At 62.1% G+C, this 15466-nt stretch carries 14 protein-coding genes and 1 pseudogene; 6 read left to right on the forward strand and 9 right to left on the reverse strand.

What is annotated here, in order from left to right:
• Positions 1 to 48: 48 nt before the first annotated feature.
• Complete coding sequence (locus ACIQUF_RS12125) at positions 49 to 351, reverse strand: cell division protein ZapA (RefSeq protein WP_403131647.1); 303 nt, start codon at positions 349 to 351, stop codon at positions 49 to 51.
• Entirely contained in the window at positions 348 to 578 is a 231-nt protein-coding gene (locus ACIQUF_RS12130; protein WP_400803857.1) for a hypothetical protein, read from the reverse strand. The genes ACIQUF_RS12125 and ACIQUF_RS12130 overlap by 4 nt, the downstream gene beginning before the upstream one ends.
• A 290-nt stretch (positions 579 to 868) precedes the next feature.
• On the opposite strand from ACIQUF_RS12130, the pseudogene ACIQUF_RS12135 reads away from it, so the two are divergent.
• From ACIQUF_RS12135 to ACIQUF_RS12150, 4 genes and pseudogenes are all read left to right on the forward strand, one after another.
• Positions 869 to 1624: pseudogene (locus ACIQUF_RS12135) on the forward strand (MCP four helix bundle domain-containing protein); the annotation flags it as partial.
• Entirely contained in the window at positions 1616 to 2479 is an 864-nt protein-coding gene (locus ACIQUF_RS12140) for a methyl-accepting chemotaxis protein (protein ID WP_403132506.1), read from the forward strand. The pseudogene ACIQUF_RS12135 and the gene ACIQUF_RS12140, both read left to right, overlap by 9 nt.
• A 436-nt stretch (positions 2480 to 2915) precedes the next feature.
• Complete coding sequence (locus ACIQUF_RS12145; protein WP_403131649.1) at positions 2916 to 3185, forward strand: hypothetical protein; 270 nt, start codon at positions 2916 to 2918, stop codon at positions 3183 to 3185.
• A gap of 3 nt (positions 3186 to 3188) precedes the next feature.
• The gene (locus ACIQUF_RS12150; RefSeq protein ID WP_403131650.1) at positions 3189 to 3461 is read left to right on the forward strand and encodes a DUF3077 domain-containing protein; all 273 of its coding nucleotides are present in this window, start codon (positions 3189 to 3191) and stop codon (positions 3459 to 3461) included.
• Between the two features lie 46 nt (positions 3462 to 3507).
• Here the strand turns inward: ACIQUF_RS12150 and gbcB are convergent, their stop codons facing one another.
• Positions 3508 to 4608: a glycine-betaine demethylase subunit GbcB gene (gene gbcB / locus ACIQUF_RS12155; RefSeq protein WP_400803852.1), complete on the reverse strand. Its 1101-nt coding sequence runs from the start codon at positions 4606 to 4608 to the stop codon at positions 3508 to 3510.
• A 295-nt stretch (positions 4609 to 4903) separates the two neighbouring features.
• Here gbcB and gbcA point away from each other — a divergent pair, with 295 nt between their 5' ends.
• A complete protein-coding gene (gbcA, locus tag ACIQUF_RS12160; RefSeq protein ID WP_403131651.1) occupies positions 4904 to 6196 on the forward strand; it encodes a glycine-betaine demethylase subunit GbcA in 1293 nt (430 codons plus the stop codon).
• Between the two features lie 695 nt (positions 6197 to 6891).
• On the opposite strand, the gene ACIQUF_RS12165 is transcribed toward gbcA, so the two are convergent.
• The 6 genes from ACIQUF_RS12165 to ACIQUF_RS12190 form a co-directional block, all read right to left on the reverse strand.
• Entirely contained in the window at positions 6892 to 7662 is a 771-nt protein-coding gene (locus tag ACIQUF_RS12165; protein WP_400803848.1) for an electron transfer flavoprotein subunit beta, read from the reverse strand.
• A 10-nt stretch (positions 7663 to 7672) separates the two neighbouring features.
• Positions 7673 to 8905 carry an electron transfer flavoprotein subunit alpha/FixB family protein gene (locus tag ACIQUF_RS12170; RefSeq protein ID WP_403131653.1) on the reverse strand — a complete coding sequence of 411 codons (1233 nt, stop codon included), beginning with the start codon at positions 8903 to 8905 and terminating at the stop codon, positions 7673 to 7675.
• On the reverse strand, positions 8905 to 10857 hold the full coding sequence (gene dgcB / locus ACIQUF_RS12175) for a dimethylglycine demethylation protein DgcB (protein WP_403131654.1): 1953 nt from the start codon (positions 10855 to 10857) through the stop codon (positions 8905 to 8907). The genes ACIQUF_RS12170 and dgcB overlap by 1 nt, the downstream gene beginning before the upstream one ends.
• A 177-nt stretch (positions 10858 to 11034) precedes the next feature.
• Positions 11035 to 13095 (reverse strand): dimethylglycine demethylation protein DgcA, encoded by a 2061-nt coding sequence (gene dgcA / locus ACIQUF_RS12180; RefSeq protein ID WP_403131656.1) that lies wholly within the window; start codon positions 13093 to 13095, stop codon positions 11035 to 11037.
• A gap of 15 nt (positions 13096 to 13110) precedes the next feature.
• Positions 13111 to 13641 carry a DUF5943 domain-containing protein gene (locus ACIQUF_RS12185; RefSeq protein WP_027594293.1) on the reverse strand — a complete coding sequence of 177 codons (531 nt, stop codon included), beginning with the start codon at positions 13639 to 13641 and terminating at the stop codon, positions 13111 to 13113.
• A 77-nt stretch (positions 13642 to 13718) separates the two neighbouring features.
• Entirely contained in the window at positions 13719 to 14696 is a 978-nt protein-coding gene (locus tag ACIQUF_RS12190) for a dipeptidase (protein ID WP_325976750.1), read from the reverse strand.
• A gap of 286 nt (positions 14697 to 14982) precedes the next feature.
• Between ACIQUF_RS12190 and ACIQUF_RS12195 the strand changes: the two genes are divergently transcribed.
• Positions 14983 to 15384 carry a lysozyme inhibitor LprI family protein gene (locus ACIQUF_RS12195; protein ID WP_403131658.1) on the forward strand — a complete coding sequence of 134 codons (402 nt, stop codon included), beginning with the start codon at positions 14983 to 14985 and terminating at the stop codon, positions 15382 to 15384.
• Positions 15385 to 15466: the final 82 nt, after the last annotated feature.

The raw sequence follows: 15466 nt of genomic DNA on the forward strand, positions 1-15466 counted from the left end.
ATCCAGTGATCTCAAACAATGGGGCTGACAATGCAGCCCCTGAATTCATCAGGACTCAGAAATGGTCCGAACGATAGCGTCCACCGTGGCATCGATCTGCGCCTGGGTCCGCTCAAGGGTCTGCTGGTGTTCCTTCTGCAGTTCAACCTGCTTGGAGCACAGGTTCAGTGCGGCCAGCACCAGCAGCTTGTCGCCGATCAGGGTCGGGTACGAACGCTTCGTCTCGGCCAGGGCGGTGTTGAGCATGCGTACCGCCTGCGCCAAGGTTTCTTCCTGGCCTTCGGGCGCCTTGATCGAATAATCGTTGCCGAGGATCGACACGACATTGACCGGCTGCGCTTGCAGTCTCATGCGCCGACGACACCTGCGGTCGCACGGTCAACCAGCGCCTGGATGCGCGCGGCGGTGGCGCCGTTCTTCTCTTCCTGCTCCATCAGCGACAGCTGCAGGGTTTCGTTTTCTTCCTTGGCCTGGGCCAGTTCCTGGCCGAGGGCGGTGTTCTGCTCGGTGAGTTGAGCGTTTTTCTGCATCAGGTCGCTGACCAGTTGCTCGATTTGATTCAGGGAGGCTTCCAGCATGGGGATATCTCAGTTGTTGCAAAGGGCGCACACGATAAAGAAAAGCGCGAGCCATCGCCATTAAATAACGGATTCTTAAGGTTTCTTACCCCGCAGATTGACAGGGTATCCGGCCCCTTGTTCCGGCCTGGGTCAACCGCCGGTCAGGTAAATAGTTAGCTGGCTCACAAATTTGCCCGTACACACTCAAGACCGACCGGTCACGACCGATAGACAGGCAAGTCTTATTTTGTCGCACGGACCGCGCCTTCCTCCCTTGCCTGGATTCCTCCCCCATGTCTCTACGCAACATGAATATCGCACCGCGCGCATTGCTCGGTTTCGCCTTGATCGGCCTGCTCATGCTCGGCCTTGGTATCTTCTCGCTGATGCAGATGGGCAATATCCGTCAGGCGGGTGTTGTCATCGAAAACATCAGCGTGCCGAGTATCAAGACCCTCGACGAACTGACCTCGCTCAACCTGCGCCTGCGCACGCTGTCCTACCGCCTGCTACTCAACCGCGAGCCGGAAACCCAGCGCGACACCCTGCGCCTGCTGGATGAGCGCAACGCCCAGATCGACAACGCACGGCGCGCCTATGAGCCGCTGGTGACAGCGGCGGACGAAAAGGCCGCATTCGAGCAATACCGTCTGTTGCTGGACCAGTACCGCCAACTGGAATCACGCATGCGCAGCATGAGCCAGGCCGGCGACCTCGAAGGCCTGCGCACCCTGCTCAACCGCGACCTGCTGGATAACTCCGAGCAGATCAACAAGGTCATGGACACCCTGGTGCGCATCAACACCGACCAGACCCGTGAAACCAATGAAGTGGCCGCCAGCCAGTATTCAGCGGCCTTCGCCCTGGTGATAGGGCTGCTGATCGCCGCCGCCGTGCTGACTTTCCTCTGCGCGTTCCTGCTGACCCGCAGCATCGTCAAGCCGATCGAAGAAGCCCTGCAGGCAGCCGAGCAGATCGCTGACGGCGACCTGACCAAAATCATTCGTGCAGAAGGCACCGATGAAGCCGCCCGCTTGCAACGTGCCATGGCGCGCATGCAGGACAAGCTGCGCGACACCCTGCAACTGATTGCTGGCTCCGCGACCCAGCTGGCCTCGGCGGCCGAAGAGCTGAACTGCGTCACCGATGAAAGCGCCCGAGGCCTGCAGCAGCAGAACAACGAAATCGAACAGGCCGCCACCGCCGTCACCGAGATGACCAGCGCCGTGGAAGAAGTGGCACGCAACGCGGTCAGCACCTCGGAAGCCTCCGGCGAAGCCAGCCGCTCAGCCGGCGATGGTCGTGACCTGGTGATGGAGACTGTCGGCGCCATCGAGCGCATGAGCGGCGATGTGCAGGCCACCGCCAAGTTGATCACCCACCTGGCCGAGCAGTCGCGCGACATCGGCAAGGTGCTCGACGTGATTCGCGGCCTGGCGGACCAGACCAACCTGCTGGCACTCAACGCGGCAATCGAAGCGGCGCGTGCCGGTGAAGCAGGCCGTGGTTTTGCCGTAGTGGCCGATGAGGTGCGGGCGCTGGCCCATCGCACCCAGCAGTCGACCAGCGAGATCGAGCGCATGATCGGCAGCATCCAGGGCGGCACCGAAGAGGCGGTGGAGTCGATGCGCACCAGCACCGAGCGCGCCGAGTCGACGCTGAACATCGCCCAGGGCGCTGGCATGGCGCTGGATACCATTGCCGGGGCCGTGGCACAGATCAACGAGCGTAACCTGGTGATCGCCAGTGCTGCGGAAGAGCAGGCTCAAGTCGCGCGGGAAGTGGACCGCAACCTGGTGAACATCAACGACCTGTCGGTGCAGAGCGCAACCGGCGCGCATCAGACCAGTGCGGCGAGTGCTGAATTGTCGCGTCTTGCAGTGGACCTGAATGGGCTGGTAGCTCGATTCCGCACCTGATAATTGCAGGGGCCGCTATGCGGCCCATTCGCGGGCAAGCCCGCTCCCACAGGTACCCCACTGCTCTCAGGTTCAGTGGGTACCTGTGGGAGCGGGCTTGCCCGCGAAGAGGTCAGCAGCCGTAAGACATTTCTGAACTTGAAACCAAATACTTCAAGATCAGCATGCTTGGGAATTATCCTACGCGCGCTGCTGAAGTGTCGCTGTTGTCGGGGAAACGCCCCAGGGATAACGTTTTCGGGTCGTTTAGGCGACCGGGCGTGAGAACCCGACGATAAGTAATTTCGGCCAGCTTTCATGGCGGCCGTGCGCGGACAGACTTCGGTCTGGCCGAGTTTTCCTTTGCTTTCTCGGTTCTCACTCCGCGTACGGCTGCCACCTAAACCCGTGAGAAGGTTGTGGTGGTGGTTCCTTGATCAAGCGAAGGGATTACACCATGAAGAAGCACGTACCCGATCCGCCCAGCCGCAAACCCATCACCACCCCGTTCTTCACCCATCAATCCGACATGAACCCACCCGACGCCCTGGCTCACGTCAGCGAGCTGCTGCGTGGCGTCATCGAAACCATCGACGAACACTGTCGCGCCCGCGCCGGCGAACATGGCCTGAGCATGCTGAGCAATGCCATGCATGCCACTGAGATCGCCCATTCACTGGTTGAGCATGTTCATGATCGGCTCTATGGCCAAAAGGCAGAGGGATGAAACATGACGGACCAAACCAAACCCGTTGCAACCATCGGTGCCGAAACTTTTCTCGAAGTGGGTAACCCGCCGATTGACCTGTTACGGGTTCAGCCGGGTATTCCCATCGACGATGTCTACGAGCAGGTCTCGGTCCTGCTGGGCTACATCAAGCATCTGGTTCGTGAGGGTGATATGGAAGATGACCACAAGTTGCTGGGTGCTGCGGATTACCTGAGTGCTTTGGCCAAAGCTTTGATGAATGATATCGAGATGGCCAAGAACCGCTTGCATTGACTTTTGAGGCCTCTTCGCGGGGCAAGCCCGCGAAGAGGTCCTCAGATCAATAATCGATCCGTACATCCCCCTTCGGCACACTGCAGCACGACAGAATGTAGCCCTCGGCTTCGTCTTCCTCGGTTATCCCGCCGTTGTGCTCCATCTCCACTTCACCACCCAGCTTGAGCACCTTGCAGGTTCCGCAAATACCCATACCGCACGCCTTGGGAATCATCAGCCCGACTTTCGCCGCCGCCGCATGCACAGTCTCACCCGGCGCAACGCGAATACTCTTCTCGCTGCCGATGAACTCCACCAGGTTGAGATCGGACACATCCACTTCCGGCGCATCGGCCGCCTGTTCGGCGTGCTCCACGGCATCGGCCTTGGCTTCCGGCGGCGTCGCGCCGAACGATTCCTCGTGGTAATTCTTCATGTCGAAGCCGACCGCTTCGAGCATGCGCTTGACCGCGGTCATATACGGCGTCGGGCCGCAGCAGAAAATGGTGCGCTCCATGTAGTCGGGCGCGATCAGCTCCATCAGCCGCTGGTTCAGATAACCCCGGTAACCCGCCCACGGCTCGCCCAGCCCGTGCTTCTCGCAAATGATATGCAGGCTGAAGTTGGGGATGCGTGACGCCATCTGCTCCAGCTCGCGGTGGTAGATGATGTCTTTCGGCGAGCGGGCGCTGTGCACGAAGACCATGTCGACGTTGGCATTGGTGTCGTAGAACCAGCGCGCCATCGACATCACCGGAGTAATGCCGACACCACCCGAGAGGTACAACACCTTGCCCGCCGGGAAGTCGATGGCGTTGAACAGCCCGACCGGGCCGTGCACCGGCAACTCGGCGCCTTCATGCATGGTGTCGTGGAGGAAGTTGGAGACCTGCCCACCCGGCACGCGCTTGACCGTGATCGAGAAGCTGTAGGGCACCGACGGCGAGCTGGAAATGGTGTACGAGCGCATCACCGGCTTGCCTTCGATCTCCAGCTCCAGGGTGACGAACTGCCCGGGCTTGAAGAAGAACATGATCGGCTGGTCGGCCATGAAGCAGAAGGTGCGCACGTCCCAGGTCTCCTGGATGACCTTGACGCAGCGCACGATGTGGCGGCCGTTGGCCCAGGTCTGCGTGCTGACCGGATTGAGGAAGGTATCGGACATGTTCATCTCCAGCGGCCGACAATGGCCCTTTTTATGGCTGCGATAATGCGCAAGCTGAACACGACGTACATTCCTGCCAGCGACATCGGCGTGCTTATCGCGACCAGCCCCGCGCTACAAGGGCTGGCGCGTCGTAATTCATATCGGCCATGTCGCCCATGGATACGGTTCGCGGCGCCTTCGGACGCACACTCCACGGCAAAAGAAGCTGCCTTTTTTGGGCAGCCAGTCTTGCGGCACCACAACAACGATTAGCCACCTTTTGCCGGCCGCACACGGCCCCGAGGATTACACGATGGACGTCACCGCAACCCTGAGCCTGGGCGATCCACTGGAACCTGCACGCAAGGCGACCGCCGAGATGCTGCAGACCCGCGAGCGCACCTACTCGCTGCCCCAGCCGTTCTACACCGACGAGCGTCTGTTCCAGATCGACATGCAGGAGATCTTCCAGAAGGAATGGCTGATCGCTGGCATGACCTGCGAGATCCCGGCAAAGGGCAACTACATCACCCTGCAGATCGGCAAGAACCCGATCCTCGTGGTGCGTGGTGCCGAGGGCAAGGTGCATGCCTTCCACAACGTCTGCCGCCACCGCGGCTCGCGCCTGTGCGTCAGCGACAAGGGCAAGGTGGCCAAGCTGGTGTGCCATTACCACCAGTGGACTTACGAACTGGACGGCCGCTTGCTGTTCGCCGGCACCGAGATGGGCGACGACTTCGACATGAAGGAATACGGCCTCAAGCCTGTGCACGTCAAAGTCGCTGGCGGCTACATCTTCATCAGCCTGGCGGAGAACCCGCCGGCCATCGACGAGTTCCTGACCACCCTTGAGCACTACATGGAACCGTACGACATGGAGAACACCAAGGTGGCGGTGCACACCACCTTGATGGAAAAGGCCAACTGGAAGCTGGTGCTGGAAAACAACCGCGAGTGCTACCACTGCAGCGGCTCGCACCCGGAGCTGCTGCAGACCCTGCTGGAGTGGGACGACACCAACGACCCGCGCGCCAGCCAGGAATTCAAGGACCACGTGGCCGCCTCCGCCGCCGCCTGGGAAGCCGAAAAAATCCCTTACCTGCACAAGAGCCACGGCCTGCGTAACCGCATCGTGCGCATGCCGCTGCTCAAGGGCACCGTGTCGATGACCATGGACGGCAAGCAGGCCTGCCAGAAGCTGATGGGCCGCATCAAGAACCCGGACCTGGGTTCGATGCGCATCCTGCACCTGCCGCACTCCTGGAACCACTGCATGGGCGATCATTTGATCGTCTTCACCGTATGGCCGATCAGCGCCCAGGAGACCATGGTCACCACCAAGTGGCTGGTGCACAAGGATGCCGTCGAAGGCGTGGATTACGACCCGGAGCGCATGCGTAAGGTGTGGGACGCCACCAACGATCAGGACCGCCGCCTGGCGGAAGAAAACCAGCGTGGGATCAACTCCACTGCGTACCAGCCTGGGCCGTACTCCAAGACTTACGAGTTTGGCGTGGTCAACTTCATCGACTGGTACAGCCAGCGCGTGCTGGAAAACCTTGGCGCAGAGCCTGCGCCGTACCTGAAGGAAGTGAAAGCACAGTAACTGTACTCTGCATTGAAAACGCCACGGCTGATGCGTCAGCCGTGGCGTTTTACATTGTCATGCAGAGCTTTGGTACATGTTATCCACAGAACTATCGACAGGGGTTGTGGACAGCAGTCCAGCACGACTGCGGATGCTGATTGATCGTTTTTTGATCAAAACTTTGTAAGCTACTGAATTCGTGGCTTCCAGCGTTCACCGAACACCTTGTCCACAGAAGGGCCAACAGATTTTGTGTGCAGAAAGAACCTGCAGGTCAAAAACGTTGTGGATAACAGCTTAAGCCACTGAAAACACTGATCTGGCGGGATAACATGGGTAATTGATCAATTATTGATCATATTTCTGTAGGCCAATGGCTGCGCGGGTTGTAGATATTGCCAAACATATTATCCACAGAGCCGCCAACAGCGATTGTGGGAAACTCATTCAAACATTCACCCGGCTGACTTGCGATTGCCATCGCCGCAGCTGATCATTTTTTGATCATATCTACGTAAGCCATGCCAGCCGGGGCTTACAGCGAGGCGTGAACACTTTATCCACACCTTGGCGAACAGAATCGGTGGGTAAGAAGATTTGCGGGGCTTCTGGGTGTATGACGGAAGAAATTCGGTGGTGTCGAGATCGAGCGCCGCGCGAGCGGCGCTCGATCTCCTAGACGCTAAAAATGCCGCGACGAACGCCACGCCGCCCTAACGCAAAACCCCCTCCTCCACCAGCAGCTTCAAAATAGCCTCAGCCCCTTCCTGTGGAGAAACATCCTTCAACACCTTGCCGCCACCACCACTGGCCTTGGCCGTGGCCGCTTTCATCCGGTCCGCACCACTCTTGGCCTTGATCACCTTGAGCCGCTTAGGCCGGGGCCTGGCGGGCTGCAATTCGGCTTCGGCCAGCAGCTCATCCTCGACAATCGCCACGTTACGCGCCGCCAGCACACCGCGTCGCGCCGGCCCGAAGGCACTCTGGCGCGGCTTGGGCGCAGCGTTATCCACAGTCGCCAACAATGGCAGTCGCACCTTCAACCTGCGCCGCTGGCCACGTGGGAGCGCCTGCAGAACCTGCGCGGTGCCGTTATCGATCGATTCCACCTCGGCCAGCCCCACCACCAGCGGCCAACCCAGCTTCTCGGCCAGGAGGAACGGCAACATGCCTGAGCCCTCGCCGGTCTCGGCCTGGCTACCGGTCAGCACCAGCTGCGCGCCAGCGTCACGCAGATAGTCGCCCAACACCCCCAAAACATCGGCACCAGCCGGCTGTTCGAGTACATCCAGGTGCTCCAGCCCCATACCCAGGTAGGCACGCAGCGCCTCTTCACGCGGATCCCCGGCATGCACCACCTGCAAGTTATCCCCAGCCAGCTGCAAACCCAGCTCCACTGCGCGCGCATCCTGCTCGGCGCGGCGAGCGCGACCTGAAGTCGGGTGAGCACCGATGGAAACCAGGCTGATCACTTTCGTACTCATGCTCGTGCCCTTATGCCGCGTCGCGCTGGCCGCCGCTGCGGAAGTTGTCCACAGCCTCGATCAGTGCCTTGAGGATCGCCGAACTGTCGCCAATTACCGACAGGTCGGCCCGTTTGATCATGTCGCAGCCAGGGTCCATGTTGATCGCCACTACCTTGTCGCAAGCGCCGATGCCCTGCAGGTGCTGGATCGCGCCAGAGATACCCACAGCCACGTAAACCCGTGCCGTGACCCAGGTACCGGTAGCGCCGACCTGGCGGTTGCGCGGCATGAAGCCGTCGTCCACCGCCACCCGCGAGGCGCCTTCGGTGGCGCCGAGGGCGGCGGTCGCCTGGTGGTACAGGTCCCAATCTTTGACGCCATTGCCGCCCGAGACGATGAACTCGGCTTCTGCCATGGCGATAGTGGCGGGGTCGACGGCCACCGACCCGAGATCCTCGATACGCGACAAGCTGCGCGCAACGCTTGTGGACAACTCCACCGACAGCGCTTCGTGACGCGTTTCGCTGACCGGCTCGGCACACTCTGCCGCCGCCAGAATCAAGCGCGGCACCGCCCGCTGCAGGTCTTGCTGGCCAGCGCCGGCACGGCCGATACACTGCCCGTCCTTGACCTGCCAGACCCGTGTCGCCGGGCGTTCGCCCAGCGCGGCACCGAGGCGACGGCCCAGTTCGCCGCCGCCCGTACGGCTGTCGGGCAGCAGCCAGTGGCGCGGCGCGAATTGGTTATCCACAGCCCGCAGGCCCTGCACAAGTTGTTCCGGTGCATAACCTTCGAACGCTTCACCTTCGATGACCAGCAAGCGGTCAACGCCGGCTGTGGAAAAGTTGTTTTCCTTGTGCTCGCCAAACACCACGGCCATCACCGCACCGTCGCTGCCGGCCAGGCTGTGGGCCAGGCCCAGCAGGTCGCGGTCGTGGCTGCTCAGGCGGCCACCGACCATGTCCGGCACCACGGCAATGTAGAACGCTGGTGCCGGCACCTGGTGCAGTGGCAACTGCACAGCCGCCGCTGCCGTACGCCGCCCGCCGACACCGGTGCCCTGCTGGGCACCGCTGCGGTCGATGCGCTTGAGGCCAGCGGGGCCGATGAAGCCGGCGGCGATGGCATGCGGGTTCTTGCGGATGATGCCATTTGGCCCCATCCAGCTGGTTTGTTGCGTCTGCATCGCTGCGTGCAGCGGGTGCAGACGATTACGGGCGATCCACTCGGCGCGTGGGTCGCGGCGGATGATGTCGCTCATCAGTGCACCTCCGCAGGTTCACGTTTGACCGTTGGCGACTTTGGGGCCGCCGGGGTTTCATCGATGATCAGCACGTCGGCTACCAACTCGGCGAGGTCCTTGATCTGCGGGCGCGGTTCGACCACGCCTTCGAGCATTGCCGTGCACTGTGGACAACCCACGGCGACCAGCTCGGCTTCGGTCTCGCGTATGTCGTCCATGCGCATGTCGGGAATACGCTGCTTGCCCGGGATGTCGGTGATCGGCGCACCGCCGCCACCGCCGCAGCAACGGGAACGGAAGCCCGAGCGCTGCATCTCGCGCACTTCGATGCCGAGCGCCTTGAGCACTTCGCGCGGCGCCTCGTACTCGCCGTTGTAGCGGCCCAGGTAGCACGGGTCGTGATAGGTCACGCTACCGCCCTTGTGCTGGCCGAGGTTGAGCTTCTTGGCGGCGATCAGTTCGGCGATGTAGGTGCTGTGGTGCTGCACCTGGTAATCGCCGCCCAGCGCGCCGTACTCGTTCTTCAGCACATGGAAACTGTGCGGGTCGCAGGTGACGATGCGCTGGAACTTGTACTGGGCCAGGGTCTGGATATTGCGTTTGGCCAGGTGCTGGAAGGTCGCTTCGTCGCCCAGGCGACGCGCCACGTCGCCGCTGTCGCGCTCTTCCAGGCCGAGCACGGCGAAGTCCACGCCCGAGGCCTTGAGCACTTTGACGAACGAACGCAGGGTGCGCTGGTTGCGCATGTCGAAGGCCCCGTCACCGACCCAGAACAGCACTTCGGTGGTTTTCACTTCCGACAGCAGTTTCAGGTTGAGGTCGGCCGCCCAGTTCATCCGCCCGCCCGGGGCGAAGCCGCCCGGGTTGTCGGTGGCGATCAGGTTGTCCAGCACCTCGGCGCCCTTGTTCGGGGTCGCGCCTTTTTCCAGGGTGAGGTGGCGGCGCATGTCGACGATGGCATCGACGTGCTCGATCATCATCGGGCATTCCTCGACGCAGGCGCGGCAGGTGGTGCACGACCACAGCGTCTCGGCGTCGACCAGGCCATTGACGATCGGCTGGTGCGGGTTGCCGCCGTGTTCGCCGATTGGCTTGCCGGGATACGGGCTGCCGGCGAACTGCGCGTCGGTGCCACACGCCAGGCCGATGACCATGTCCTGGATGAGTTTTTTCGGGTTCAACGGTTGGCCGGCGGCGAAGGCCGGGCACATGGCTTCGCATTTACCGCACTGCACGCAGGCGTCGAAGCCAAGCAGCTGGTTCCAGGTGAAGTCCACCGGTTTTTCCACGCCCAATGGCGCGTTGCGGTCTTCCAGGTCCAGCGGCTTGAGGCCGGTGGAGCGCCCGCCGCCGAAGCGTTCGGCACGGCGGTGCCAGGCCAGGTGCAGGGCACCGGCGAAGGCGTGTTTCATCGGGCCGCCCCAGGTCATGCCGAAGAACAGCTCCGACACGCCCCACAGCACGCCCAGGCCAAGCACACCGACCATCACCCAGCCGCCGGTGTTGGCGGGCAGGATGCCGGCCACCGGCAAGGTAGCGATGAAGAAGCTCGCCGCGAACACCAGCAGGCTTTTCGGCAGGCGCATCCACGGGCCTTTGGACAGGCGCGCAGGTGGATTCAGGCGGCGTTTGAAGACGAAGATGGCGCCCGTAAACATGATCACCGTGGCCACCAGCAGGGCGTAGCCGAGGATCTTGCTCTGCAGGCCGAAGCCATGCACCAGGATCGCCAGCGCAGCCGACAGCACGAAGCCGCCCGCCGTGGCCACGTGGGTCTTGGACATGTATTTGTCGCGCTCGACCACGTGGTGCAGGTCCACCAGGTAGCGTCGCGGCATGGCCAGCAGGCCGCCGAGCAGGTTGACCTTGGACGGCCGGCCACGCCGCCACATGCGCACCCGGCGCACGGCGCCGAGCACCGCCAGGCCGAGGGCAGCGAACAGCAGGATGGGTAGAAGGGTGTTCAACATGGGAGGCTCCCACAACAGCTGGATTCTTGCGCCACTCTGAAGTGCGGCGCGGACCCTGTAGGAGCGGATTCATCCGCGATAGCGTCGGCACTGACAACACATTTGCCTGTGTCGGCCTCATCGCGGATGAATCCGCTCCTACAGGGGGCCAGTCCCGCCCCTAACGAGGCGGTGCGATCAGAAGTCCTTGCACAGCCGCAAGGCGTCGTAGATCGCCGCATGCACGTTGCGCTGGGCCACGCAGTCGCCGATACGATACAGCAAATAGCCCTCGCCCGGCTGGCTGAGGATCGGCTGTGGCTTGATGGCGAACAGCGCCTCCACATCGATCTGGCCCTTGTTGCGCGAACCGTCCTTCAGCGCGTAATACAGTTCTTCGTCAGGTCGCACGCCGTTCTCGACCACCACCTGGTCGACCACGCGTTCTTCCTTGGCGCCGGTGTATTCGTTCTCCAGCACCGCCACCAGCTTGTCGCCTTCGCGGTAGACCTTCTCCAGCATCATGTCGCCGGTCATGATCACTTCTTTCGGGTACATGCTGCGGTAGTAGGTCGGGAAGGTCGTGCCGCCCATCGCTACGCCTGGCTTGATGTCGTCGGTGACGATCTCGACCTGGCTGCCCTTGTCGGCGATGAAGTCTGCCGTCGACATGCCGGTAAATTCGCAGATGGTGTCGTAAACCAGCACGTTCTTGCCCGGTGCGACCTTGCCGTCGAGCACGTCCCAGCTGCTGACCACCAGCCCTTCGGCGGCGCCCCAGTGTTCGTTCTGCTCGACGAACGGATGGCCACCCACCGCCAGGACGATCACGTCCGGGCGCAGGTCCTGGATGGCGTCCACGCTGGCGGCGGTGCCCAGGCGCAGGTCGACTTTGAGGCGCGCCAGTTCCAGCTGATACCAGCGGGTGATGCCGGCGATCTGGTCGCGTTGCGGTGCCTTGGCGGCAATGGTGATCTGCCCGCCGATCTGGTCTTTCTTCTCGAACAGGGTCACGTCGTGGCCGCGTTCGGCCGCCACGCGAGCGGCTTCCATGCCGGCCGGGCCGGCACCGACCACCACCACCTTACGCTTGACGCCGGTGGTCTTCTCGATGATGTGCGGCACGCCCATGTATTCACGGGAGGTCGCGGCGTTCTGGATGCACAGCACATCCAGGCCCTGGTACTGGCGGTCGATGCAGTAGTTGGCACCGACGCACTGCTTGATCTGGTCGATCTGGCCCATCTTGATCTTGGCGATCAGGTGCGGGTCGGCCATGTGCGCACGGGTCATGCCGACCATGTCGACGTAGCCGCCTTCGAGGATGCGCGTGGCCTGGTTCGGGTCTTTGATGTTCTGCGCGTGCAGCACCGGGACCTTGACCACTTCCTTGATGCCGGCCGCCAGGTGCAGGAACGGCTCCGGCGGGTAGCTCATGTTGGGGATGACGTTGGCCAGGGTGTTGTGGGTGTCGCAGCCCGAGCCGACCACGCCGATGAAGTCGAGCATGCCGGTGGCGTCGTAGTAGGCGGCGATCTGCTTCATGTCCTCGTGGCTGAGGCCATCGGGGTGGAATTCGTCGCCACAGATGCGCATGCCGACGCAGAAGTCGTCGCCGACTTCGGCACGCACCGCCTTGAGCACTTCCAGGCCGAACTTCATGCGGCCTTCGAAGCTGCCGCCCCACTCGTCGGTACGCTTGTTGACCCGTGGGCTCCAGAACTGGTCGATCATGTGCTGGTGCACGGCCGACAGCTCGACGCCGTCCAGCCCGCCTTCTTTGGCACGCCGCGCGGCCTGCGCGTAGTTGCCGATGACGCGCCAGATCTCTTCCACTTCGATGGTCTTGCAGGTGGCACGGTGCACCGGTTCACGGATGCCCGACGGCGACATCAGGGTCGGCCAGTTGAAGCCGTCCCAGCGCGAGCGGCGGCCCATGTGGGTAATCTGGATCATGATCTTGGCGCCATGCTTGTGCATGGCGTCGGCCAGGTTCTGGAAGTGCGGGATGATGCGGTCGGTCGACAGGTTGACCGACGCCCACCATTCCTGCGGGCTGTCGATGGCGACCACCGACGAGCCGCCGCAGATCGCCAGGCCGATGCCGCCCTTGGCCTTCTCTTCGTAGTACTTCACATAGCGGTCGGTGGTCATCCCGCCGTCGGTGGCATACACCTCGGCATGCGCGGTGCTGAGCACACGGTTGCGGATGGTCAGTTTGCCGATCTGGATCGGCTGGAACATTGCTTCGAAGGCCATGACGCTATCTCCGGCTTACAACGGCTTTGTAACGAACAGGCCATCTTCGTGGCCTTCTTCCGACCCGCCGTAGACCTGTTCGGCCACGGTGCGGATCTTGCTGCCGCGGGCAGCGAGAATCTGGTCCATTGCGCCGGCGAACCAGCCGGTGAACATGTAGTCGACCTTGCGCCCGACCTTGCCGTACACGTACACGAACGCCGAGTGCTTGAGCTTGACGCTGCAGGTGCCTTTGTCCAGGTCGATGTCCTGGATCTCGAACAGGCCCCAGCCACGCTGGGACAGGCGCTTCATGTAGTGCTCGAACACCGCCACGCCTTCCAGGCCGTGGCATTCGGCTTCTTTCTCACACCAGTGCCAGGCCGATTTGTAGCCGGCCTTGTAGAGGATTTCGGCGTAGGCGTCGGCGCCCAGCACTTCCTCGATGCCGATGTGGTTGTTGACGAAGAAATGGCGGGGTACGTACAGCATCGGCAGGGCATCGCTGGTCCAGACACCGGTCTCGCTGTCGACTTCGATTGGCAATTGCGGGGCGATCTTGGCCATGGAAACTCAACTCCATAAAAATTTTTATGTGGGTGCCCCGGCGTTGCTAGCAGGGGCTATCAGGCTTGGAGAGCGGCTTACTCGCCCCAGACGTCCTTGAGGACGTTGACCCAGTTCTCGCCCATGATCTTGCGCACCACACGTTCGGAGTGGCCGCGCTTGAGCAAGGTCTCAGTCAGGTTGGGGAATTCGCCGACGGTGCGAATGCCCAGGGGGTTGATGATCTTGCCGAAGTTGGTCAGGCGACGGGCGTAGCCCTTGTCGTGGGTCAGGTACTCGAAGAAGTCCTGGCCGTGGCCCTGGGTGAAGTCGGTGCCGATGCCGATGGCGTCTTCACCGACGATGTTCATGGTGTATTCGATGGCTTCGGCGTAGTCGTCGATGGTCGAGTCGATGCCCTTGGCCAGGAACGGCGCGAACATGGTCACGCCAACGAAACCGCCGTGGTCGGCGATGAACTTAAGCTCTTCATCCGACTTGTTGCGCGGGTGCTCTTTAAGGCCCGACGGCAGGCAGTGCGAGTAGCACACCGGCTTTTTCGATTCGAGGATGACTTCTTCGGAGGTTTTCGAGCCGACGTGGGACAGGTCGCACATGATGCCGACGCGGTTCATCTCGGCGACGATCTCGCGACCGAAGCCAGACAGCCCGCCGTCACGCTCGTAGCAGCCGGTGCCGACCAGGTTCTGGGTGTTGTAGCACATCTGCACGATGCCCACGCCCAGCTGCTTGAACACGTCGACGTAGGCGATCTGGTCTTCGAATGCGTGGGCGTTCTGGAAGCCGAACAGGATGCCAGTCTTGCCCAGCTCCTTGGCCTTGCGGATGTCGGCGGTGGTGCGCACCGGCATCACCAGGTCGCCGTTTTCGCGGATCAGCTTCTGGCTGGCGGCGATCTGGTCGACGGTGGCCTTGAACCCTTCCCACACCGACACCGTGCAGTTGGCTGCAGTCAGGCCGCCTTTGCGCATGTCTTCGAACAGCTCGCGGTTCCACTTGGCAATGATCAAACCGTCGATGACGATGCTGTCGGCGTGCAGTTCGGCTGGGCTCATCAGGCTGTCCCCTTTTATTGAATGGGTTGGCGCCAAACCTTATTGCCGGCGCTTTGGGGCCAGCATATGCCTGTGCCCCGAGACGCCCCGATGCAAAAACGACAGGGGGTTTGCCGAAAGCGTCAATGCGCGACATGAGCGTGTCTGGCGCGGCGTTCGGGGATGAGAGACAGTCTCGATAACGACCTTTGCGGCCCGTTCATGAACATTTCGTCAGGGAGCTATCGCCCTGCCCCCGGCTGAGCGAGAATCCCTGCGATTGGTCCGCCTGTTGAGGAGAATAAGGATGAAATCATTGGCATGGCTGGTGCTGCTGACCGTCGTTGGCGGCGCCCAGGCCGGCGAGGAAGAAAGCACGCCTTGCGACAACGTCGACAGCGACCAGCAGACCTATGCCTGCGCGGCGTTCAACAAGCAGACTGCCGAGCGCGAGCTCAAGTCGGCTTACGATGATCTGATCCAGCGTATTCGCGACCAGTATGCCGATGAGGCAGACAAGGCCACGGCGCTCAGCGGGCGGATGGAGGCGGCCGAGAAGCTGTGGGCGCAGTTGCGGGATGCCGATTGCAAGGTCGAAACCTATGCCGAGAAGCCTGGGAGCAAGGCGTTCGAGGCGGCGTGGAATACCTGCGTGGCGCAGCGTAGTGATGACCGGTCGGAATATTTGCAGTCCATTGGGCAGCAGTAATTCCGTGCCGGCCTCTTCGCGGGGCAAGCCCGCTCCCACAGAGACGGTGTGATCTCTGTAGGAGCGGGCTTGCCCCGCGAAG

The organism is Pseudomonas sp. NPDC090233 (genome assembly GCF_044772285.1).
Taxonomy (GTDB): Bacteria; Pseudomonadota; Gammaproteobacteria; order Pseudomonadales; family Pseudomonadaceae; genus Aquipseudomonas.